A 23,998-nucleotide genomic window follows, 5' to 3' on the forward strand; every position below is an offset into this window, starting at 1 on the left:
GCTTTTTGGGTAACTGCTCGGCAAATTTACAAAATGAAAAAGAAAATACTCATAACGGATGGGGTTCATCAGGTTTTGCTCAAGCAATTGAAAAATGCAGGGTTCACAGTAGACTATCGTCCTAAATTATCACTGGAACAGGTTCGAGAAATTGTTGCTCCGTACCATGGGATTGTTATAAATAGCAAAATCATTGTAGATGAAGCTTTTTTGACCCGGGCACCCAACCTCGAATTTGTTGCCCGGCTGGGAAGTGGGATGGAAATTATAGATCAAAACGCCACTGATAGGAGACACATTTCCGTTTTTAATTCACCAAATGGGAATTGTAATGCTGTAGCAGAACACGCTATGGGGATGATATTAATGTGGCACAATAATTTGTATCAGGCTAATAATGAAGTCAAATCTATGATCTGGAGAAGGGAAGAAAATCGAGGAACAGAGATCATTGGCAAAAATTTAGGCATCATTGGTTTTGGACATACGGGTTCAGCCCTGGCTCAAAAATTAGAGGGCTTCGGCGTTTCGGTTTACGCATACGATAAATACAAAAAGGGGTATGCCACAGGGACATCATATATTTATGAATGTACCTCGCTTGATGAAGTCCTGAAAAAAGCAGATATTCTGAGCTTCCACCTGCCCTTGAATTTTGAAACGGTAAAATTAGCCAATAAAAGTCTATTTAATAAAACCAAAAGAGGGGTACTTATCGTAAATACTTCCAGAGGCGGAGTAATTGATACTCCGGATTTGATGGAAGCTATTCTATCCGGACAGGTCGCAGGAGCCTGCCTGGATGTTTTTGAAAATGAAAAACCGGAAACGTATTCCCCTGAAGAAAAAAATATGTACCAGACTTTATTTGCCATGCCCAGTGTCCTCACAAGCCCGCATATAGCAGGATGGACAAAAGAGTCTAAATTTAAACTGGCGGATATATTACTCCATAAAATTTTAACACATTATGGAATAGATATTGAAGGAAGTAAATCGTTACGTTAATGTGCGTTTTAGGAAGAGAAGGAAAGCTTTCACCACCTGACGCCTTAAGCTTAATTGGAAGCTAAAGCAAGGAATTATCTTTGCCTTGGGTGAAACTAAGGACATAAATCTAGTAAGATTTTCGTTTCTGGCACTCATTTCCGCAATACGATATCTTAGGATATTGCCTTTTTACAATAACAAGTGAAAGAAACAAAGATCCATCAGATTCACGGTAAGTTAAGTAACTTACTGCTATCGAAAGAGCTGTAAATTTTAAATAAATTTTATATTTATACTCGAACAGGGAATGGTCTAAAATTTGATGGTATTATTCGATAGATCCATGAAGATTATATTCCCGCTGAGGCATCTTTGATTTGCAGTCTGAAATAGTAATTAAACATGAAAAGATTTTTTACAATTATATGCCTTCTGGTATCCGCACAAATTATGGCGCAAACTTCCATTGAAGGGAACGTAAAAGACGAGCAGAATGGAGATAATATAATTTTCGGGAACGTTGCATTATACAAAAATGATGTTCTGGTCACGGGAACGGAAACCGATGAAAATGGCAATTATGCTATTTCCAATATTGACCCGGGCACATACGATGTGGTCGCCAGTTACGTAGGATATCAACCAAAAAAAATCGAAGGGGTCATTCTTTTGGCCGGTAAAAATACACGTGTAGATATAGAGATTTCATCCGGAACCGTACTTGATGAAGTAGTCATTGTAGAATATAAGGTGCCGCTCGTCGAACAAGACAACACTACTACAGGTGGGATTATCACGGGCGAACAAATAAGAAACCTGCCAAACAAAAGCGTAAATAGCCTGGCGGCTTCCGCAGCAGGTGTATCCTCATTTAGTGGAGAATCTGTAGCCGTGCGGGGATCAAGAACGAATGCAACTGATTATTACGTAGATGGTATTCGAGTAAGCTCCAGCCTGGTTCCCCAATCAGAGATTGACCAGCTTCAGGTAATTACAGGTGGAGTAGAAGCCAGGTACGGGGATGTAACGGGGGGTATTATTTCCATTACTACAAAAGGGCCTTCGGAGATATTCCGCGTAGGTGCAGAGCTGGAAACTTCTCAATACCTTGATCCCTATGGGTACAACGAAATTAATTTAAATACCAGCGGCCCCTTATTGAAAAACAATGAAGGGCAGTCCATTTTGGGCTTTCGACTTGCCGGAAGGTTCAGGAGTTACCTGGATGATAGCCCTGGTGTACTTCCGAGCATTGAGGTGAAAGACGAGGTCCTACGTGAGATAGAACAAGACCCCATCCGGTTTGTAGATGGGATCCCCTTTTCCAATGCCGAATTCCTTCATGACAATGACGTTAATTTTGTATCGACCAATTCCAATAATCAAAGCCATTCTTACAATTTTACAGGAAAATTGGACGCCAGGATCACCAAAAATATTGACATCACCCTTTCAGGAAACTATACAGATGGATACGATCGATTTCGTCCATCACGCAGTTACGCTATTTTGAATAATGAAAATAACCCTGTAAGTAATTCAGATTCTTACCGGGCTAACCTTCGTTACAGGCACCGTTTCCTCAATCAAAAAGAAAAGAGTGGTATCATACGAAATGCTACATTTGTCGTCAATGGCAGCTACGAACAAACCAATGACCTCAATGAAGATATAAGACACAGGGATAATTTATTCAGATACGGGCATGTGGGGAATTTTGACTTTAGCTGGATCCCGGTAGAAGGAGAATCCCAATACTCCGGAGCTACAGAAGGCTTGGCCCATGCTGGCTATTTGCAAATCCTGGAATCTCCCTTTACACCATCTGAATATAATCCGGTACTCGCGAATTTCAACAATCATATCGATCAAACAAATTTCAACAATTACGTATCATATAATGGCTTTTTATCAGGCAACTTTTCATCTCCATGGAATTTTTACAATAACGTAGGATCTGTTTATAATTCATATTCAAAGAGTCACCTCGACAAGTATAACTTCAATGGCAGTTTGAGCTTTGACCTATTCCCCGGGGGATCTGACAAGGGTCGACATGCTATTGAAATTGGAGTGAATTATGAAAAAGTGAAGTCGAGAGGATGGGGTGTAGCTCCTTATGGTCTCTGGCTCGTAGCCCGCCAACAGGCCAATCGGCATATTATTGGTGTAGACACTACCTCTATTATCGGAGAATTCCAGGGGAGGGTATCCAACGGCGTTTATCCAGAATTTGACCGTTTGATCACTGACTTACCCGGTGGTAAATTTTACAGGGCGGTTCGTGAATTGATAGGTACACCAATTAACGACTATGTAAATGTTGACGCAATAGATCCTGACCTTTTATCTCTGGATTTATTTTCTCCCCTTGAACTTAACGACAACGGGATTGTAAATTATTTTGGTTATGACTACACAGGTGAAGAAGTATATGGTAATACATTCAATGATTTTTTTACCGGAAGGGATGAAAATGGCAATCGTACATTTTTAAATCCAGCTTTTGAGCCGATCTATGGGGCTGCATATATACAGGATAAATTCTCTTATAAGGACATCATTTTCCGGCTAGGGCTCAGAGTTGACTATTATGACGCCAATACCAAGGTTTTGAGAGACCCATTTTCTCTTTATCCAGTAATGAATGCAGAAGATTTCTATAGCCGCTTTGAAGGGGACCGTCCTTCAACGATTGGCGATGATTTCAAAGTGTATGTAGATGGTGCCAATTCTGATGTTGTAAAAGCGTATCGAGACGGAGACCAATGGTACTTTGCCAACGGAACACCAGCAAATGACGGGAATGTTATTTTCGGAGGAGAAATTGTTTACCCTAAATATTATGATGAAAATGTCAATGATATTAAAAATGATAATTACGACCCTGATATCTCCTTTAAAGAGTACGAACCTACTTTGAGTTGGATGCCCAGGTTTGCAGTTTCATTTCCAATATCAGACAAATCCAATTTTTTCGCCAATTACGATGTACTTGTACAAAGACCACCAAGCAACACTTTTACCACTCCACTTGAATGGTATTATTTTGAAGACCGTCAATATTCTGCAGGGAACCCTATTAACAATGCCAACCTAAAGCCCGAAAAAACTATTAATTATGAAGTAGGGTTCCAGCAATTAATATCGCCCTTGTCTGCGTTAAAGGTAAATGCCTTTTACAAAGAACTTCGGGATATGATCCAGCAGCAAACATACCTATATCTTCCTTCTCCAATTAGTACGTACACCACATATGGGAACCTGGACTTCGCGACCATAAAGGGCCTTTCTATGGAATACCACCTTAGACAAACACAGAACTTGTCAATGCAAGCCAATTATACATTGCAAATTGCCCAGGGAACCGGTTCTGATGCCAATTCCCAGGGAGGATTAACTACACGAGGGAATATAAGGACCCTTTCTCCATTGGACAGAGATGAAAGACATGCACTAAAGCTGGTATTGGATTACAGGTATGGAAGCGGACGAGCCTATAATGGGCCAAGACTTTTCGATGTGGATATTTTTGAAAATGCAGGGATTAATTTGCAATCTTTTTTGGTTTCTGGAAGACCTTATACCCAACGGATTCGCGCTACACCTTTCGGAGGTACGGGCTTTGAAGGCTCCTTTAACGGTGCCCGAAAGCCCTGGACATATACATTGGACCTAAGGGTGGATAAAACTTTTACATTACCGACAACCAATAAAGAAAGACCACTATTTCTCAATGTATCCCTGAGAGTATTAAATTTATTAAATACGGCCAATCCAAGATCTGTTTATCCCGTAACCGGTTCGGCGTACGACAGCGGATTTTTGGAATCACAGGATGGAGAAGCCAGCCTGGGGAATATTTCAAATGCAGGGGAAAATGTGATAGAACAAGGTCGCGATGTAGATGCCTATATTGATGCGTATAATTGGCTCGTTCAAAATCCTAATTTGTTTTATCCTCCGCGTCGTATATATTTTAGTTGTCGAATAGATTTTTAAGATGAAAAGAAACAACAATACCATATTAATCTTTCTTGGATTTCTGATTTTACCTTTTACAGGGAGGTCTATACACCCCGATTGGCTAAAAGAAGACTCTGACAAAAAGAAAGAAAAGAATGAAGTTCAGTTTAGTTTTAGGGCTGATTGTGCCCCTTCCCGATCTGAACTCGACATGTCTATTAATAATGTCCGGGCTAGATTATTAGGGGGAGGTGACGTTTGGTGGGACTTGTCCGATGGAAAATATATCGTACCTAAAGTAGAACCAGGCTCCGGTCTACCGGAAGTTTCTGCCCTGTATGCGGGTGCAGTCTGGCTTGGAGGGTATGACCCGGTAGGGAATCTTAAACTTGCTGCACAACAATTCAGGAACTCGAATGCCAACGATTTTTGGCCAGGACCTCTAAATCCTTCAACAGGAACTGTTGAGCGGGATGTATGTGCCAACTGGGACAAACATTTTCGCGTATATGGAGACGATATAAGACAATTTATTCAGGATTTTGAAGTAGCTCAGGAAAGCGGTGAAGAGTTAGATGTGAATGATATTCCCGAAGACGTCCTTGGCTGGCCGGCCAGGGGTAATCCACATTTCCGTGGAATTCATGGTTTTGATCTTCCCAACACTTCCCAGGGGCTAGCAGGCTTTTTTGATGCAAATAATGATTTTGCTTATGACCCATTGGATGGGGATTATCCCATAATTGAAGTTCGCGGCTGTCCTGTCCCCCAATATCCCGATGAGATGATTTTCTGGATTTATAATGACGCCGGTTCTATTCATACCCAAACCCAGGGAAACCCAATTCAAATGGAAGTTCAGGTCCAGGCATTTGCCTACGCTACCAATGACGAGATCAATAACATGACCTTCCAAAGATACAAATTGATTAATCGGGCAACACAAAGTATTGACAGCACTTTCTTTGCGATGTGGGTTGACCCGGATTTGGGATGTCCTCAGGATGACTACATTGGTTCCGATACTTCCAGAAGTCTGGCGTATGTATATAATGAAGACCAGGTTGATGGGATTACAGGTTGTGAATGTAATGATGTCAATACATACTGTGAAGATGTTCCTATGCTAGGGGTTGATTATTTTCGCGGACCATTAGATGAAAACAACGAAGAAATAGGTATGTCTTCATTTACCTATTATAATAATGGGGGCGTAGGTGAGTGGCCTGATGCCCAAACAGATCCGGAAATTGCCCTGGAATATTACCGCTACATGAGTGGCTCCTGGAAAGATGGCTCTCCATTTACCTATGGTGGAGATGCATATGACATCGGTGGAGATCCCATTGATTACGCATTTACAGATGCCCCTAATGATCCGGATGGCTGGTCTATGTGCAGTGCCAATTTGAATTTTGGAGATCGAAGGACTATTCAAGCTTCCGGCCCGTTCCGGCTTGACCCCGGAGCCGTAAATGAATTAATAATTGGAGTAGTCTGGGTCCCGGACATTACGGATTACCCTTGTCCCAGTATTGAACCCTTGATCTATGCTGATGAAACTGCCCAGGCATTGTTTGACAATTGTTTTGACATAACAGATGGTCCGGATGCCCCGGATGTAGATATTGTAGAGCTGGATAGAGAGCTAGTCCTTGTTTTGTCAAACGACATAGCATCCAATAATTACCGCGAAGCATATGAAGAAATTGATTTGAAAGCTCCTACTTCTCTTCCTGAAGAAGAAAAGAAATACAAATTTGAAGGTTATAAAGTGTATCAACTTTCAGAAGTAGATGTCTCAGCGGCGGAATTAGAAAATGCAGAAAAAGCAAGGTTGATCTTTCAAACAGATCTTGAAAATGATGTAACACAAGTTGTAAATTGGGATCCGATTCCTCATCCCACTTCAAGCGGTGAACTCATTTTCGAGCCTACAGTGGAAGTAATTGGCAACAACGATGGCATAAAACATACTTTCCGGGTCACGGAAGATCAATTTGCAAGCGGGGACAGGTCACTTGTCAATCACAAAAAATACTACTTCATGGCCGTAGCATATGGCTATAATAATTATGAAGAATTTGATTATAAGGCGGCTACTGGCCAACGCGCTCCATATCTGGAAGGAAGACGGAATGTAAAAGTATATACAGGCCTGCCCCGACCATTATCTTATACCCAGACCTTTGCCACCTATGGAGAAGGGGTACAGGTCACCCGGGTTGACGGTCAGGGAACCGGAAATAACTATTTAAATATTACCCAAGAAACCGAGGACGCTATTATTAATGGAACCTTTAATGGACGGATAACGTATGAAAAAGGACAAGCTCCTATTGAGGTAAATATTTACAATCCTCTGGAAGTACAAAACGGGGAATTTATCCTCCGGTTTGTAGACGAAAATCCCAATGATAATTTAGTGGACACCGCTGCCAGGTGGGAATTACAAAATCTTAATGCATCCGATGAAATAATTGCCTCCGAACGGACAATAGAAGCACTAAATGAGCAAGTAATTGGAAAATATGGGTTCTCTGTAACCCTTGGACAAGTGGAAGAAGTTGGAGAATTTTCCCAGGAAAATCGTGGAGTAATTGGATCTTCTATCAATTTTGAAAATGCAAATAATCAATGGCTTGGCTTTGTACAGGATGATGCAAATCCCACCTTGAATTTTGTAAAAACGGCAATAAGCGAACCAGATTACGATTTGGACCCTAATCAAATTTTTAGTACAGAATTCAATGGTTGGGTCCCTTTCTATCTATCGGATTACCGGTTGACTGAAGAAATTTACTTCTCACCAGCATGGATTGACCAATCAGGAGGTATGAGCCTTTCCCGTCAACGCACCTCTCTTGAAGATCTCAATAACGTAGACATTGTTTTCACTTCGGATAAGTCGAAATGGTCAAGATGTGTAATTGTTGAAACGGCACAACCTGCCCATTTTTCGCCCTCTTTAGGCGGCCAGTACAACACCATCGGAAATTCGGCGAATCTAGAACTTCGAAACTCTCCATCTGTCGGGAAGGAAGACGGCAATGGAGATGGCATACCGGACGAGGACGGGGATGGTATAGGTATGGGTTGGTTCCCGGGATATGCTATCGACGTAGAAACGGGCAAAAGACTGAATATCTTCTTCGGTGAAAACTCCGTTTATAGTGAAGCGAATGAAGATGTACTTAATAGTGGTGGAGAAATAGGGGGGGATATGATGTGGAACCCCGATGATCAACTTGTCTATGAGGAAAGTCCGGGAGACATTTCATTATTCAAAATTTTTGGACAACACTATATTTATGTAACCGATACGGAATATGATAGTTGTCAAATATTCCGTGACAGACTAGCACCTGGAAGTATCTTTGCCAGAAAGTTTAATGCCATGGCTCGAATTATTTGGGCGGGAATTCCCTATACTAACGGAACCTTGCGGTCTTATGCAGAGGGCCTTATACCCAACGAAGCCAAAATACAACTCCGGGTCACCAATCCTTATTCAGTAAATGAAGGAACCGGTGTAAACAACGGCCACCCTGCATACGAATTTCAGCTCCAGGACGTAGCGTCTGAAGATTTGGCTGAAAAAGGGGTTGATTCTACACTCCAGGAAATCAATGTAGTACCCAATCCTTATTTTGCCTACTCCGGATATGAAACTTCTCAGTTTACTAATATTGTCAAAATAACCAACTTACCGCCAAGGTGCCTGGTCACCATATATAGCCTGGATGGAAAATTTATTCGACAATATAAACGGGATGAATCGCCATTGAGCAACAATGACAGAATTAACCCCGGAACCAACTATAAACAGATTACACCAGATCTGGAATGGGACCTCACCAATAACAAGGGGATTCCTATTGCCAGCGGATTGTACCTTATTCATATCAATGCATATGAGCTGGGGGAAAGGACATTGAAGTGGTTTGGAGTCAATAGAAAATTTGATCCTAGTGGCCTTTAAAAATGCCTATATGAAAAGAAAATTAATACAATTAATCCTAATGGTACTTTTGCCATTGCTCACCTTCGGAGGGAATCCGGATCGTCAGGGAGAAGCAGGAGCCCGGGAACTATTACTGATTCCCTGGGCTAAAAGTGCTGGTATGCACAACATCGCCACTTCCATGATCCGGGGCATTGAATCCATGCGCCTCAATGTTGCAGGATTATCAGGGGTCCGCAAAACAGATATAGCTTTGGCTTCTGCAAGATACCTGGTAGGTACTGATCTAAACATGCATGCCCTGGGTCTCGCGCAGCGTACAGGCGAAAACAGCGTAATAGGATTGACACTGATGGCTATGGACTTCGGAGATATAGATATAACTACGTACGACCAGCCGGAAGGAATAGGCGCTACCTATTCACCCAATTTTTTTAATATAGGCCTGGGATATGCGTATACCTACGAAAACAAAATTTCTGTAGGTGCTACTTTGCGAATCATTTCCGAAAGCATTTCAGATTTAAGTGCGATTGGAGTTGCCCTGGATGCAGGTGTACAATATGTAAATGGTCCAAAGGACAATTTCAAGTTTGGTGTTTCTGTAAGAAATGTAGGCACTCCTATGCGTTTTGGGGGAGAGGGATTATCTTCCAGAGCTGACAACCCTACTGGAAGTCCGAGCTATGAACTCACTTATAATCAAAGAGCTGCCAGTTTCGAAATTCCATCCCTCTTGAATATTGGTCTATCTTATGACTTTTATCTAAATACAGTCAATAGATTGTCTGTTGTTGGGAATTTTACTTCAAATTCTTTTTCAAGAGATGAAATTGGTGCCGGAATCGAATACTGTTTCAATGACATAGTTTCACTCAGGGGAAGTTATAAAATAGAAGTAGGACAGACGGCAGACGGAAATATACCCGGTAGTGTTTATGATGGATTGAGTGCAGGTCTCAGCCTGGATATTCCTTTTGGAGAAAAAGACATGAAAAAGCTTGGAATTGACTATGCATACCGTACAACAAACCCCTGGAATGGAACTCATAATCTTACTTTGCGGTTGAGCATATAATAATTTTATTATTTTTGCATTATATATGGTAATGCGTGTTGTTCATCGAATATATGAACGATAAGAACAAACCTATAGAACAATTTCACTTTAGAAGTTTTGTTCTAGAAATATAACCCAGGTATTTGCAAATGATAGATTGGATAAACTGGACGAATGTAGTCGGGTTTATAACTTGGTTACTACCCAAAACATCCGATTTATGAGAGTAATTTCCTTCGCTTGGTGTAATAGTAAACTAGAGCGTAAAACAATTTGACACAATATTTAAAAATTTCACACCTTTTTCAGTTTGTTTATTATAAACAAAAGAACAGAGGTTCATTGTATAAAAAATACGATTATGGCAGATAATATTTATTTAACACAAGAAGGATACGATAAGATTAAAGCGGAACTAGACGATCTAAAGACCCGCGGACGAAGAGAAGCAGCTGATGCTATTGCAGAAGCCCGCGAAAAAGGCGACCTCTCAGAGAATGCTGAATACGATGCAGCTAAAGATGCTCAGGGCATTTTAGAAATGAAAATAAATGACCTGGAAAAGAAAATTGCACATGCTAGAATCGTGGATGCTTCCCAGATCGACACCGACAAAGTAAACATTTTAACAACTGTAAAACTCAAAAACATAAAAATCAACAAGAGCATTGAATATACATTGGTTGGAGAATCTGAAGCAGATCTGAAGGCAAAAAAGATTTCTGTCAACTCACCTATTGGCAAGGGACTGCTCGGTAAAAAAGTTGGGGAAGTTGCTGAAATTAAAACCCCCGGAGGTGTTATACAGTTTGAAGTATTGGAAATAAGTATAAAATAAAATATGAGTTCCATTTTTACTAAAATTATCAACAAAGAAATACCTTCCCATACCGTAGCAGAGAATGAAAATTTCATTGCTTTCTTAGACATAAATCCAATTTCCAAAGGACATACTTTGGTCGTACCTAAAAGAGAAATAGACTATTACTTTGATCTACCGGATGACTTGTTGGGCTCATTGAATATTTTCGCTAAAAAGGTAGCAGAAGGTATGAAGAAAGTAATTCCCTGCAATAGGATTGGGGTAACTGTAATAGGGCTTGAAGTCCCCCATGCTCATATACATCTGATTCCAATTGATGGGATATATGATATGGATTTTGGAAAACCAAAATTGGAAATGACACAAGAGGAGCTCGCTGAAATTGCAGCTGAAATCGGAAAAAATGTAAAATTTTAATACATTCTCCGAACTAAATAGGAATCATTTGAGAGACCAACAGGACATTTTGATTAATGACACAATTATTTACGTCAAAAACGAGCTTAAAAATGCCGAAGGTGGTCATGATTGGTGGCATATTCTCAGAGTTTGGAATACCTCCAAACACATTGCGGACCAAGAAAACTGCTGTCGACTTGTAGTAGAATTAGGTGCCTTGCTGCACGACATTGCCGATTCGAAATTTCACAATGGCGATGATACTATAGGCCCTGAAAAAACCAGGCAATTCCTTCAGGTAAAAGATGTGGAGACATCAGTAATTGATCACGTTGTAAAGATTGTAGAAAACATATCTTTTAAAGGAGGTAATTTACCAAGAAAATTTACTTCGATAGAACTGGACATTGTCCAGGACGCAGATCGATTAGATGCCATTGGAGCCATTGGGATTGCAAGAGCTTTTAATTACGGTGGCTTCAAGAACCGGGAAATACACAATCCCGGCATCCAACCGAAAATAAATATGACTCCGGAGGAATATAAATCGAATAAAGGACCAACTATCAACCATTTTTATGAAAAACTGTTAACTCTTCGGGAAAGAATGAATACCAAAACGGGAAAGTTTTTAGCTGATGAAAGACACCGATTTATGGAATTATATTTAGAACAATTTTACAGGGAATGGTCAGGGAAGCCTTCAAGAAAGACATAAGTAACATGAACGCTTCCAATCAAAATTCAGTAAGTCTCAATAAGTATATAAGTAGTACCGGAATGTGCTCGCGCAGGGAAGCAGATAAAATTATTAAAGAAAACAGGGTAACGATAAACAATGTCAACGCTAAGCTGGGGATGAGGGTATTTGATGGGGATACCGTAAAAATTGATGGTCAACCCATTAAGTCAAAAACTCAAACACTTTATATCGCTTTTAATAAGCCGGTAGGAATTGTATGTACTACCGATTCCAAAGAACCCAAAAATATCATTGACTACATCAACCACCCCCAACGATTATTTCCTGTAGGAAGATTGGACAAACCCTCCCAGGGGCTTATATTTTTGACCAATGACGGAGACATAGTCAATAAAATTCTCCGGGCCGGGAATAATCACGAAAAAGAATATATCGTAACGGTAGATAAAAAAGTAAATCAGAAATTTATTAAAAATATGTCCCAGGGTGTACAAATACTGGGGACCGTGACAAAAAAGTGCAAAGTTGAACCCATTGACAAGAATACATTTAAAATCACCCTGACTCAAGGCTTGAACCGGCAAATTCGCAGGATGTGTAAACACCTGGGTTACAAGGTACTTCGCCTTCAGAGAATCCGGATTATGAACATAACGATCGAAGGATTGAAGCCCGGAGAATGGAGGGAGTTTTCCCTTCAGGAGATTACTCAATTGCAGAAACTAATAAAAAACTCTTCAAAAACGGAAGAAGCATCTAAGCTTCCAAAAGCTATGAAAAAGAAAAGAAGACGATAAGCATTACCTTATCAGTAATACTTCTTTTCTCTTAATTAACACAATATATCCGAACATTTCAGCTACCTTCGCCCCCAATAAATTAAAAATCAATGACATTCAAAGACTTACATATATCTACTCCTATTCTAAAAGCACTCGAAATTCAGGGTTATTCTACACCTACGGAAATTCAGGAACGATCAATCCCTATACTTTTGGAAGGGAAAGATTTGTTAGGATGCGCCCAAACCGGCACAGGAAAGACTGCTGCTTTTTCAATTCCTATTATTCAACAATTATCCAGTCCTGAAAAAAATAGCAAAGGGAAAAGAAAAATAAAATGTTTGATCGTTACACCTACCAGAGAACTAGCTCTACAGATCGTCGAAAACATCAGGGCATATTCCAAGTTTACGAATTTGAACAGTACAGTAATTTTTGGAGGCGTTAAGCAAAAATCACAGACTGATGCCCTGAGAAGAGGAATAGATATTTTAGTTGCCACACCCGGGCGGTTACTTGATTTAATTGGTCAGGGTTTTATAAACCTTGATGATATCGAACATTTTGTACTTGATGAGGCTGATCAAATGCTGGATATGGGCTTTATTCACGATATAAAGAAGATAATCGCCAAACTTCCTGCCAAAAGGCAGTCTTTATTCTTCTCTGCTACTATGTCCAAAGAGATCGTGGAATTGTCCAAAAGGATTCTTGGAAACCCGGAAAAAATCACTATCAATCCAGAACAAACAACTGCAGAAAAAGTAAAGCAAGAATTATTTTTTGTCCATAAAAAAGATAAGATCAAGCTTTTAATAGATTTACTGAAAAAAGATAATACTGATACAGTCCTCGTTTTTTCAAGAACGAAGCACGGAGCCAATAAAATTGTGAAAAAATTGGATAGGGCTAGTATCAAAGCAGAGGCCATTCATGGAAACAAATCACAAAATTCCAGGCAACGGGCTCTCAAAAATTTCAAGACCGGCAGAACAAAAGTTCTTGTAGCCACAGATATCGCAGCTCGTGGAATTGATGTAGACGAATTATCACATGTAATTAACTACGATTTACCAAATGTAGCCGAAACTTATGTTCACAGAATTGGAAGGACCGGACGAGCAGGGGCGAGTGGAACGGCATTTTCTTTTTGCGCAGCGGACGAAAGACCCTATTTGAAGGATATACAAAAACTTATCAAACAGGAACTTCCTGTGGTAGAAGAGCACCCATATGTGGATGATGGTAAAGCTGTAGAAAATGAAAATAATGATAATCAAAACAGGTCTGAAAACAATTTCACAAGAAAAAGATCCAATAATTCCAGAAGGAACTTCCACAGGAAAAATAAACAGCGTACTAACCGACAAAAAAATCAAAGAACAAATTAAGTTCACTTTGAACTTTACCATATTTAGTTAGTTTTACTCAATAGATTATCTTATATTTGCACTCCATCTAAAACTAGGGTTGATTTAATAGTTTTCTCCATAGGGTGAATTCCGGTAAAATTGACCGTTTTATAGATAGTATGGTCGCGTGGCCGAGTGGCTAGGCAGAGGTCTGCAAAACCTTGTACGGCGGTTCGAATCCGCCCGCGACCTCCATTTTTTCCCACACAATATTAATTATCAACACTTTATGTTTTCCGCTTTGTCAATGCGGGCACTATGCGGGGAGTTTTTTTGTCAGTCATAAAATATCTAACCTCTAGCAAAAACACTTTAATCAGAAGTTTGCTCTCAAGGCTCAAGAGAGCACTTTACATCAAATTCGCAAACTTTAAAAATCCATTTTTGAAATTGGTTTTGTTGATTATCAATTATTTATGAAGATTTAGCGCAATAAAACGATCGATACCCCCCCTATTTGATTACTCCCCCTATTGAAAATTTTGACAACATTTTTGCAGGCTTACGCGCGGGGTTCCTACTGGAAATGTCCAGTGATTATCAACACCCCCCTACCTACTCCTGGTTACTGTACAGCTCTGTTATGTTACTTTGTCATTGTCTATTCTCCTGTATTGATATTCTTTCAATAATGCTAAGTGTTTGTATTCATTTCTGTACTCAACACTTCTATTTAGTTGAAATCGTGACAACTTGCACCTGATAATACAATAGTTTTTGATTGATTTAGGCTGGTTTATTTTTTACTTTATACACTTACGCTTCAATTACTAACTTCTTACTCATCCTATTACTATTAATTATATGATATCTGACATTCATAATAATCACAGCATATTAGCACTTGAAGGGGATTAATCGTTTAATTTCCGACTGCATGGAATCAGTTTATACAATATGTATTTTCAATCTTTCAATTGTTTATCATTGAGACTAACTAACACATATGACATTTGCCACTATTTGTAGTTACATGATATTAACATCAATAGAGGTTTCGCTCTTGACTTGTCTTATTGAAATCATAAGGACACATTCCTTTATAAATACAAAGGTCAAGTGTTACCTTAACCTTTATACCGACCGGGCTACCCCAATCCAATTTTATCAATCCTTCTATATTAATTCTTCGAATTGTGTGGCTTTTCTAATAACTCTACCATGTCGATATCAATCATCGCTCTTTTTATTAAATATATAAATAGAATGAAAAAAGTCAATTATAAACCAAATTACAAATATCCCAATTAATATTTTGTACCATTCCATACCACACAATTTCTTTTAAGGTAAATAAAAATTTAGCCCTATACAATTATTTGGATTTATTATTTCTTGCGTAGACGCATTCGATAATTAGGCAAGGCACTTGATGGATTGTATGCTAATAAAACACCATTCTCATATAACTCAAGGTTCAATTTAGTAGTTCGTCTACCACTTTTCGCAGATATGTACCAAAACTTAATACTAGCTTCATAAACATCTGTGGCAGGGAATATACTATACCTTCCCTCTTGTGTAGGGTTCACGCTTTGACTACTAGCATAATATTCATATGTTAGATCTTTGTAAAAAATATATCTCTCACCACTATCGTTCCATTCCCCCACTAACAGGGAGAGCAAATCATCATAGTTCTTGAAGTCTATTTCCTTTATTACCTCATTCTTTGAGCAGGAAACTATTAATAATAATCCGATAATGTAAATTACATTTTTCATCATAATTCAATTTGTTCTATTGGGTTAGTCATTTTACAGACTACTGCAAATTATTCTATTCTTACATGTACACTTTTTTCTATTTTTTCAATTCTGCCCACATCGGATATTTGTCTGTATAAACATAGCAAAAAATAAGCCTCCCATGCAAAATATTGAATGCTATACAAGCACTGTCAATTAACTTTCCTAAACAGTTTTTCAATATTTCTTAATAGAATCCTTCTGAACACACTAAATATTTTTTTGATGCCGAATATTGCAATTATGCTTATTAGGCTAATGTTACGTTTCAACACTTTACTATAGTGAATTCGTAACACTTTTTCAGTTTTAGTGTTTTGTTCATCTGCTTCACAATTTTGTAAATTCGTAACACTTTTTGTATTTCTTACATTGTTTATGTCTGGCAATTCTGATGCAAGTCCATCAAATTTGGATTCGATCTTTGACCGCAATTCATCCCGGATTTTTAAAAGATCGTACTTTGCTAAAATTTTATTGGCATCATTCCACTTTCTTCTAAATTGTGTCCTTTGATTAGTTTCCCGTGCTTTTTCCCTCAATGTTTTCCAATACACCGGATTGATATAATCCTTTAGTTTGTCATGGTCTATTTTATTATCAATCCGGTTCCAATCAATATTGTCCGCAATTAGGCAATTATTAAACTTTTCCAACAATTCCTTTTTTAACCGTTCAATGGTTTCTAACCTGAAAAGATCAGTACTATTTCCCAACTTCAACCGCGTACTACCTCTTTCCCTAATTTCATACCTCAATATATTTACCGGCCTTTTACATTGCCGGCCTTTGTCATAAAACTTAATGGTATGATTACTCATTTCAAATGAATGTAAACAACCATCGTGACCAATATTAAAATACTCCACTGTATCCTTTTTTAATGGTTTTCTATAATATTTAATATTGCTTGTGATTATTTCCATTGGGGATTTGATAGTATTTATATTTAGACCATATTCCGCACTCTTTACGTTCATTTTGTCCAATGGAGTACTGAAGGCCTTGCTAAGACTTTTAAGCGCATTATAGGCATTCATATAGCTAAAATCATTGTGATTTTGCCATCCATTACCGTTTATCTTATTCCAGTACTTATGTATTGACCCCGAAATAGATAATTTCTTACTGTCTGGGTAATACAATACTTCTAACCCTCTGTAGTCATATCTCAAACAATCTGTTCTATTTGAAATTTTAGTTTCAAGTAAATTTATCGATTCGATAACATCACGATCAACCCCGTAAATCATTATTTTCCCATGATCATACATCCACCATCGAAACTACCCCCTTGTAAGTTTCCTCGCTACATCGGGTCTTTGATTAAATATAACCCTCACTCTATTAGCACATTCTTTAAGTGTATAAACACCCTTTCTACTTGGAAAGTAAAGTTTTGCAATGCTATTGTTAACCGATATTCCTAAAATTATAAGGGTTTGAAATTCCCCCCGGTCATTGTTGCCAAAATATATATTTCCATATCCGTATAATTTCCATAAAAACGTATTAATAATAGTCTTCCCGTCCTTTTCTATTGTTAGTTTAAAAACTTCACTCCCTTTTGGTCGAGTTCTTTTGTAAAGGTTGACGCAGTCTATTCGGTTTGTATTTATCGGATTATAATGCCGTTGATTTTTTAGCCGTTTAAACTCCTCACATCTTATTACTCCATTCATGGCATAATAGATTTGTTGCAAGAATGATTTTTTTGCATCCTTACACATTAAAAAATGTACTTGCTATACTGTGAGATTCTTATTATTTAGGCAGGCTGTAAGTCAGGATTTTTGTATCTTAGCTTTCAGTCTGAATTACTAAAATGCTTTTTTCGGTATTGCGCTGGATTAAGCATTTTTTTTTGCCAGAATCAAGGCTTTTTTAATTTGTCATATAATTATCTTTCTAAGGCAGTCAAGGCCTTTTCTACTTCATCCATTGAATAAAGTACTCTTCGGCCTATTCTTTTATTATTAATTAATCCCTCCTTAGTATACTGATGAAGTGTAGGCAATGTAATGTGTAATTTCGCGGCTGTTTGCTTCCGGGTTAAATACTCCTTTTGCTTTTTGGTCTGCTCAGCATTTTTAATTAAGGCTTGCTCAATTTCTTCCCGGACTATATCCCGGATTGTTTCCCCTGTCGGTATTGTAAATTCCATCGTATCAAATTTTACGTTATTCAATATGACAAATTTATCTCTACTGTATTCTATTAAACCATGATAGGGTTATCATTTAGGGTATCTATTTATTTTTTATTCCTATATTTTGCAGTATTTCGTCTGCGTTCTTTATTGGAGTGTTTTTAAATGGGTAGTGTTTTGCATTGGCATTGTACCAACTGTTTATGGCAACTCTTAATGAATTTTCATTCTTACCTGTTATTTGGCTCAAAATATAGGCCTCTTTTTTATTGCTGTGATTAATCCCCATTCGTTCGCGCAATTTCTCTATCAATCCCAATTTGTCCATTAAAACTAAGATGGTATTGATTGAATTATCAATATTAATACTGTCTTCATCCAATATATTTTTGTCGTTAGTTTCGATGGTACCTTTTTCACTAGCTGGATTGTTAGAGTTTTCAGCTATTTCCTTATTTGTTCCCATGATAGTTTTTACTGTACTCTCTAATTCATTATAATCGCTTTCTGTCATAGAAAATGGGCCGCAATATAAACCTGTTCCATATTTTAATATGTGGTCGAATGGAGAAAATACATCACCTTCAATGACATTAAAATATAATTCAACAATATCCGATTTAAATACTAAAGCCCTGTAGGCAATACTATCCTCCGAATTTGACTTTGCCAGGTAATATAAATCACCATCTTTAAAGGCTCTTTTTATTTCCCTCCATATTATCCTTATTGCCGCTAAGTCATTTTCTTTATGTGCTAAAAATATTCGTTTCTCAAAGTAGCTTTTTAGGTAGCCAGATTCAAGTTCGATTTTTTTAGTAATGTGATCTGTCCAAAAACCAGGACTTATTTTATCAAGGATATCCTGATTAAAAATGATCTTGAATAAGGATTCATTTACTCGATTTAATAAACCCTCCTTTTCCTCATCCGGCAATGAATGGTAATGATCTTCGTCCTTATAGATTATACCTTTATCATAGTTAGGTACACTTGAATATTTTTTCATGATACATCTGAAATTGAATTATACCATAAAAGGTAATAATTCTATCCTTAACCGACATAGCTCATTTTATTTATTTTAATCCATACTAAATACCACTTGATACAATCATGTCTTATTTAGATTAAAATAAAGGAATGTCTATAAATCTAACTAAGGTTGTTCCCTTTAATCTGTTTAAAAGAATCTTTTAAAGTTTGTATCTCTACTCCCATTTTATTTACAGTATTTTTCAACTTTCTGATTTCATCAAGTACCTTTTGCAATTCAATTATTAATTCAGATTTTTCCATTGGTTTGATTATTTTAATGTTAGTAATTATTTTTCATCCGGATTATGGTTCTTAAATCCTATCGGCCTTCTTTCGTATTTCGGACTTAATAGGTAATTCAATGCCTGATTGATGTCCTCAAACTTTAGGTTCATTTCTTCCTCCAACCGCTTTATTTCCTCCTTTAAATCCTGATAGTCGGCCAAATGCTGCCGGAGTAGTACAAATGCTCTCATAATCGCGATATTTACCTCTATGGCCTTCTTAGAACGCAATACACTGGATAGCATGGCCACACCCTGTTCCGTAAATGCAAATGATTTATGTCGCAATCCACCCCAATCTGAACTTGACATCACAATTTGTGATCTCAAGTTTTCCATCTCTGATTCGGTCAATTCAAACATAAAGTCATCCGGGAATCGGTCAATATTTCGACGCACGGCTTGTTTCAATGTGCGGGTTTCGGTTTCATACAGTTCCGCTAAGTCAAAGTCCAGCATGATACGTGTTCCCCGGATCGTGTAAATCTTTTCTTTTACAATTTGTATTTCCATAGTCTTACTTTTACCGGTCGTCCCAAATTTGGATAACCTAATTATTTACAATTGTAGGTATCACATTTTGTGATACCACATTTTTTTTCACCATCGGAGAAAATGTTTTAAGATCACAATTTGTGATCTCAAGTTTATTACTTCGACACCTTCAAAGGATTTCCCCTGAAAAAGGCATTATTAATTAACCTGGTTGCCGTTTCCTGTTTGGTTGTCCGTATATACTTCATAAAACTTTTCTCGGTCTTATGGCCTGTTATTTTCATTATATCAATGGCCGGTATTCCTGCCAAATACATCAAAGTCGCTGCCGTCCTTCTGGCTGTATGGGTTTTGATTAATTCGTACCTGGGAATATTTTTAATGACCTCACTCCCTCCTATGATTTCCTTTTTTTCGATGGTCCCGGATATTCCTGCACGTTGGGCTATATCTTTGATTTCAGCGTTCATCTTTTGCTCATAAACCTTTGGCACTCGATATTCATATTTTTTCAATATGGCTTCTAATTCCGGTCGTATAGGTACTATAATTTGTTCCCCAGTCTTCTTTGTAATAATATCTATATACGATGGTCCGTTCTCTTCGTCTCTTTTGATGTTTTCCCTTGATATCCGGCTGAAATCTGAAAAACGCAATGCAGTATAACACCCGATTAAGAAAACGTCTCTCAATAGCTCTGTTCGCGGTTCCTTTGATAAGTCCAGTTCGTATATGGCCCTTACCTCCTTTTCTGTCAAATACACTTCATCAACCTCGGTACGCAATACTTTAAAATCTTCACTTCGGAATATTTCATTTTCGTGAATCCCTTCTTTATATGCATATTTGATAATAGACTTTAGTTGTTTGATGATCCGGCCGGTATAGTTGTATCTGTAGCCTTTTTTATTACAGTAGGTTATTAAGTTTTTGTGAAAATTCAAATCAATATCAGAGAAACGAAATCTTTGACGTTTGGCTTTTTCCAGTTCATCCCAAAAGGAATGAAATTGCTTATAGTTCTTTATTGTTCCTGGGGCATACTTACGTTCTTTATCCGGTGTCCGGCGCTCCCCTGTCTCCATACCATCAATGAAGTGATCCGTATAGTTTGATACATATTGGAAAGCCCTTTTGTCCGATGGTAAGGTTTCGTCTGACTTTATGCTTTTAAATTTCGCATTAAGTAGTGTTCTCAATTCCTGAAAGTCAAACACTTGATTATTTAACCGGGTCCGCTTATCATAGTCCCGTATAAAATGCTCTATTTCATCAATCCTTTCGCGTACATCTTCGATTTCATTCAATACGGAATTGTCCCCACCCATTATTTTTTTAAGCTCTGTAAGGCTATTTATGGGCCTGTCTGTTTCCGGGTTCCAATACTTAGGATTTATTGAAATTCCCGTTCCCCATTTAAAGCGTTTCACGTAGTTTAGGTTTAATTGAATGGAGGTATAAGTATCTGCTTTGGGTCTGTTAAGTCTGAACCTAATTTTCATAGTCTGTCTGAATTACTCCCCGCAATATACGAATTGCGGGCACTATGCGGGGAGTTTTTTCTTATTTTTCATTATCTTATTTTATTTCTATCGCTTTATTTAAAACGACACAACCCTTTATTTATAGTCATTTCAGGCAATATTGACTAAATATTAAGAATTGTACAAAATCAAGCGAAACAAATATTTTGAGGTCCGCCTGAGACCTCCATTTTTTATCACATCTACTTGCATTTCAGCAATTTAATTATTGAACTTTGCTTTTAAATACCTCCTTTAAATTGTGATATTATGAATCAGTTTAAGATTTGAAAAAATATTGTTACTATTTTTGTAAGATCAAAAGCTGAAACAATTTTGAATATACTTCGAGACTTATTTCGATCTCTTCGTTCCGACTTCGATTTCATGGAATTGGTTAAAGGAGGAAGCATTTTTTTTGCTGTGAAAATTTTCGGTACGATAGGGGCATATGCTTTTACATTGTTGGTCTCGCGCCATTACGGTCCGGGCGGCAACGGGACGGTGGCATTTGTGTTGACGCTGGCGGTTCTATTATCCTTTATTTCCAATCTGGGGCTCAATACTTATGCCGTAAAAATCATACCTCATTTTATCCAAGCAAAAGAATTTCTGTCCGTCCGTATTTTTTACCGAAAATCTCTTTTGTCAATTTTTGTAATTGCGACCGGTATTAGTGTATTAGTGTACTTCAGCTCGCATTTCATGCCATTCCCAGGGGATTCTAGCTATCCTGCCGAACTAAGACTTGCTTCGATACTCACCTTGCCGTTGGCCATTTTACTTTTTACCTCTTCCGCTTTCAAAGCGATAAAAAAAATTACAATATTTTCATTGTTACAAAACAATGTCATCCAGTTTTTCGCCCTGGTTATACTTGTTTTGCCCTTTTGGTCAGGAAGTTCTAATTCCGAACCTGCTATTGCATTGTGCATCGCAGCGGTAATATTTGCTTTTTCCAGTATAATATCTTGGAAGGTCCCAGAACAAAAATCCTTCAATACCCCGGATATTACATTCAAACTACCCACTCATCTGAAATCCGCCTTTCCAATGCTGGTAGGAGGTATTGCATTTTTCATCCTCAACCTTACCGACAGACTAATGTTACGGTTTTTGGACTCTACAGAAAATCTGGGAATATACGATGTAGCATTGCGAATTGCCAACCTCACCTTATTTGGACTACTATCACTCAATGCCATTGCCGAGCCTAAGTTTGCCGAATTACATACCAGGGGGGACTTAAAAGGATTAAAAAAATTTGTACAACGCAGTACTTTCCTCGGTCTTATCATTACTATTCCGGCCATACTTATTATAATTTCATTTCCTGATTTTTGGTTGGGGATGTTCGGTACCGATGGAAGCTATTTGAAAGGCGAAAAAACGCTTTTTATCTTGTGTGCAGGTAATGCAATAGGCAGCCTGTGCGGAGCGGTGCTCACACTACTCAATATGAGCAACAGGCAAAGGAAAGTTCAAAACATACTCATTTTTGCCGCATCCATAAATATTGGATTAAATTTGATCCTTATTCCCCATTTCAGTATCCAGGGAGCTGCAATCGCTACCCTGGTAAGTACTTTAATTTGGAATTTCCTAGGCTTGTATGTAGTCTATAAAGACCTTGGATTCTATACATTTTCCCTTAAATGATGAAAAAAGAAGTCGACTTTATAGGAATAGGAACCATTAAATCCGGGACAAGCTTCCTGGCAGACCTTTTAATGCAACACCCGGATGTACTATGGGCTTCAAAAAAAGAAGTTAACTATTTTAACGAATTCGAAGTTACCGGAAATATAAATCCCTATTCCAATTTACCTTTAAGCTTTTACTACAGTTTTTTTAAAGAAAAAAATAATCTAGACATAAAACAAGGGGAATTCAGTCCAATCTACATTTATGATCAAAATACCCTTATTAGAATTAAAAAAATATTTCCCCAAATAAAAGTTTTAGTTGCTATACGCAATCCCGTCCAAAGAGCATATTCACACTATTGGTACAGTATTAATTTTACAAAAATCATACCGAAGGACATAAGTTTTGATAAAGCCCTTACCCAATACCCCTTTCTTTTAGAACTCGGGCTTTATTCCAGCATGATTCGAAATACCATCTCAACTTTCTCTCCAGAAAATACCCTAATATTGACATTTGACCAATTAATTAATAACACAGCAGAATCAATTCGCTCAACCTATAATTTTATTGGGGTCTCAACTGATTTTTCACCCTCGATAAAAAAGGTTAATGAAAGTAAACAAGTGAAAAATGTAATGTTGGATAAGCTATATGGCTTTCCGGGAAAAGTAAAAAACTTCCTCCTTGAAAAAGAGATATTGAGTGAACCAGCATTCCAGGTGATATTAAAAAGTCGGCTTTATAATTGGATAAATTATAAAAAGTACAATGCTATTGACAAAAATGTTGAATCATTCAATAAACCTAGAATGCAAAAAGAAACAAAAGACTTTTTGTACAGCTTCTATTATGAAGATGTTATTAAATTAGAACATTTAACTGGCTTTGATTTAGCAGCCTGGAAAAATCCTTCTAGCGAAACATAGCATTTAATGCTACCCCCAGATAAGATCCCTCCTATTTAGAAATTAAATGGCAATTTGATTCATACCATTAACCATAAAACAGCTTC

19 protein-coding genes and 1 tRNA gene are annotated in these 23,998 nt (G+C 37.8%); 12 read left to right on the forward strand and 8 right to left on the reverse strand.

Annotation, left to right across the window (positions count from 1 at the left end):
* Positions 1-33 precede the first annotated feature (33 nt).
* The 10 genes from LVD47_RS01695 to LVD47_RS01740 all read left to right on the forward strand — a co-directional run bounded on the left by LVD47_RS01695 (position 34) and on the right by LVD47_RS01740 (position 14,294).
* Positions 34-1,008, forward strand: a complete 975-nt coding sequence (locus LVD47_RS01695; RefSeq protein WP_236973786.1) for an NAD(P)-dependent oxidoreductase — start codon at positions 34-36, stop codon at positions 1,006-1,008.
* A gap of 384 nt (positions 1,009-1,392) precedes the next feature.
* Complete coding sequence (locus LVD47_RS01700) at positions 1,393-4,992, forward strand: carboxypeptidase regulatory-like domain-containing protein (RefSeq protein WP_236973787.1); 3,600 nt, start codon at positions 1,393-1,395, stop codon at positions 4,990-4,992.
* A gap of 1 nt (position 4,993) precedes the next feature.
* Positions 4,994-8,938: a hypothetical protein gene (locus LVD47_RS01705; protein ID WP_236973788.1), complete on the forward strand. Its 3,945-nt coding sequence runs from the start codon at positions 4,994-4,996 to the stop codon at positions 8,936-8,938.
* A 10-nt stretch (positions 8,939-8,948) separates the two neighbouring features.
* Positions 8,949-9,998, forward strand: coding sequence for a PorV/PorQ family protein (locus LVD47_RS01710; RefSeq protein WP_236973789.1), 1,050 nt, complete (start codon positions 8,949-8,951; stop codon positions 9,996-9,998).
* Positions 9,999-10,341: 343 nt separating this feature from the next.
* Positions 10,342-10,818 carry a transcription elongation factor GreA gene (gene greA, locus LVD47_RS01715; RefSeq protein ID WP_236973790.1) on the forward strand — a complete coding sequence of 159 codons (477 nt, stop codon included), beginning with the start codon at positions 10,342-10,344 and terminating at the stop codon, positions 10,816-10,818.
* A gap of 3 nt (positions 10,819-10,821) precedes the next feature.
* Positions 10,822-11,220 carry an HIT family protein gene (locus LVD47_RS01720; protein WP_236973791.1) on the forward strand — a complete coding sequence of 133 codons (399 nt, stop codon included), beginning with the start codon at positions 10,822-10,824 and terminating at the stop codon, positions 11,218-11,220.
* 28 nt (positions 11,221-11,248) lie between these two features.
* Entirely contained in the window at positions 11,249-11,920 is a 672-nt protein-coding gene (locus LVD47_RS01725; RefSeq protein ID WP_236973792.1) for an HD domain-containing protein, read from the forward strand.
* Complete coding sequence (gene rluF / locus LVD47_RS01730) at positions 11,890-12,702, forward strand: 23S rRNA pseudouridine(2604) synthase RluF (protein WP_236973793.1); 813 nt, start codon at positions 11,890-11,892, stop codon at positions 12,700-12,702. The genes LVD47_RS01725 and rluF overlap by 31 nt, the downstream gene beginning before the upstream one ends.
* 92 nt (positions 12,703-12,794) lie before the next feature.
* Positions 12,795-14,078, forward strand: a complete 1,284-nt coding sequence (locus LVD47_RS01735) for a DEAD/DEAH box helicase (RefSeq protein ID WP_236973794.1) — start codon at positions 12,795-12,797, stop codon at positions 14,076-14,078.
* 142 nt (positions 14,079-14,220) lie between these two features.
* Positions 14,221-14,294: transfer RNA gene (locus tag LVD47_RS01740), tRNA-Cys, on the forward strand.
* Between the two features lie 1,133 nt (positions 14,295-15,427).
* Here the strand turns inward: LVD47_RS01740 and LVD47_RS01745 are convergent.
* The 8 genes from LVD47_RS01745 to LVD47_RS01780 all read right to left on the reverse strand — a co-directional run bounded on the left by LVD47_RS01745 (position 15,428) and on the right by LVD47_RS01780 (position 21,315).
* The gene (locus tag LVD47_RS01745; RefSeq protein WP_236973795.1) at positions 15,428-15,826 is read right to left on the reverse strand and encodes a hypothetical protein; all 399 of its coding nucleotides are present in this window, start codon (positions 15,824-15,826) and stop codon (positions 15,428-15,430) included.
* A 173-nt stretch (positions 15,827-15,999) separates the two neighbouring features.
* On the reverse strand, positions 16,000-17,100 hold the full coding sequence (locus LVD47_RS01750; protein ID WP_236973796.1) for a hypothetical protein: 1,101 nt from the start codon (positions 17,098-17,100) through the stop codon (positions 16,000-16,002).
* Between the two features lie 33 nt (positions 17,101-17,133).
* Positions 17,134-17,529, reverse strand: coding sequence for a hypothetical protein (locus LVD47_RS01755; protein ID WP_236973797.1), 396 nt, complete (start codon positions 17,527-17,529; stop codon positions 17,134-17,136).
* A gap of 218 nt (positions 17,530-17,747) precedes the next feature.
* Positions 17,748-18,011, reverse strand: coding sequence for a helix-turn-helix domain-containing protein (locus tag LVD47_RS01760; RefSeq protein WP_236973798.1), 264 nt, complete (start codon positions 18,009-18,011; stop codon positions 17,748-17,750).
* Between the two features lie 85 nt (positions 18,012-18,096).
* Positions 18,097-19,005, reverse strand: a complete 909-nt coding sequence (locus LVD47_RS01765; RefSeq protein ID WP_236973799.1) for a hypothetical protein — start codon at positions 19,003-19,005, stop codon at positions 18,097-18,099.
* A 146-nt stretch (positions 19,006-19,151) separates the two neighbouring features.
* On the reverse strand, positions 19,152-19,295 hold the full coding sequence (locus LVD47_RS01770; protein ID WP_236973800.1) for a hypothetical protein: 144 nt from the start codon (positions 19,293-19,295) through the stop codon (positions 19,152-19,154).
* 26 nt (positions 19,296-19,321) lie between these two features.
* Complete coding sequence (locus LVD47_RS01775) at positions 19,322-19,831, reverse strand: ORF6N domain-containing protein (protein WP_236973801.1); 510 nt, start codon at positions 19,829-19,831, stop codon at positions 19,322-19,324.
* A gap of 137 nt (positions 19,832-19,968) precedes the next feature.
* A complete protein-coding gene (locus LVD47_RS01780; protein WP_236973802.1) occupies positions 19,969-21,315 on the reverse strand; it encodes a site-specific integrase in 1,347 nt (448 codons plus the stop codon).
* A gap of 357 nt (positions 21,316-21,672) precedes the next feature.
* Here LVD47_RS01780 and LVD47_RS01785 point away from each other — a divergent pair, with 357 nt between their 5' ends.
* Positions 21,673-22,995 carry a flippase gene (locus LVD47_RS01785; RefSeq protein WP_236973803.1) on the forward strand — a complete coding sequence of 441 codons (1,323 nt, stop codon included), beginning with the start codon at positions 21,673-21,675 and terminating at the stop codon, positions 22,993-22,995.
* Positions 22,992-23,912: a sulfotransferase domain-containing protein gene (locus tag LVD47_RS01790; protein ID WP_236973804.1), complete on the forward strand. Its 921-nt coding sequence runs from the start codon at positions 22,992-22,994 to the stop codon at positions 23,910-23,912. Before LVD47_RS01785 ends, LVD47_RS01790 begins: the two co-directional genes overlap by 4 nt.
* Positions 23,913-23,998 lie beyond the last annotated feature (86 nt).

The organism is Membranihabitans maritimus (assembly GCF_021729145.1).
GTDB lineage: Bacteria > Bacteroidota > Bacteroidia > Chitinophagales > Saprospiraceae > Membranihabitans > Membranihabitans maritimus.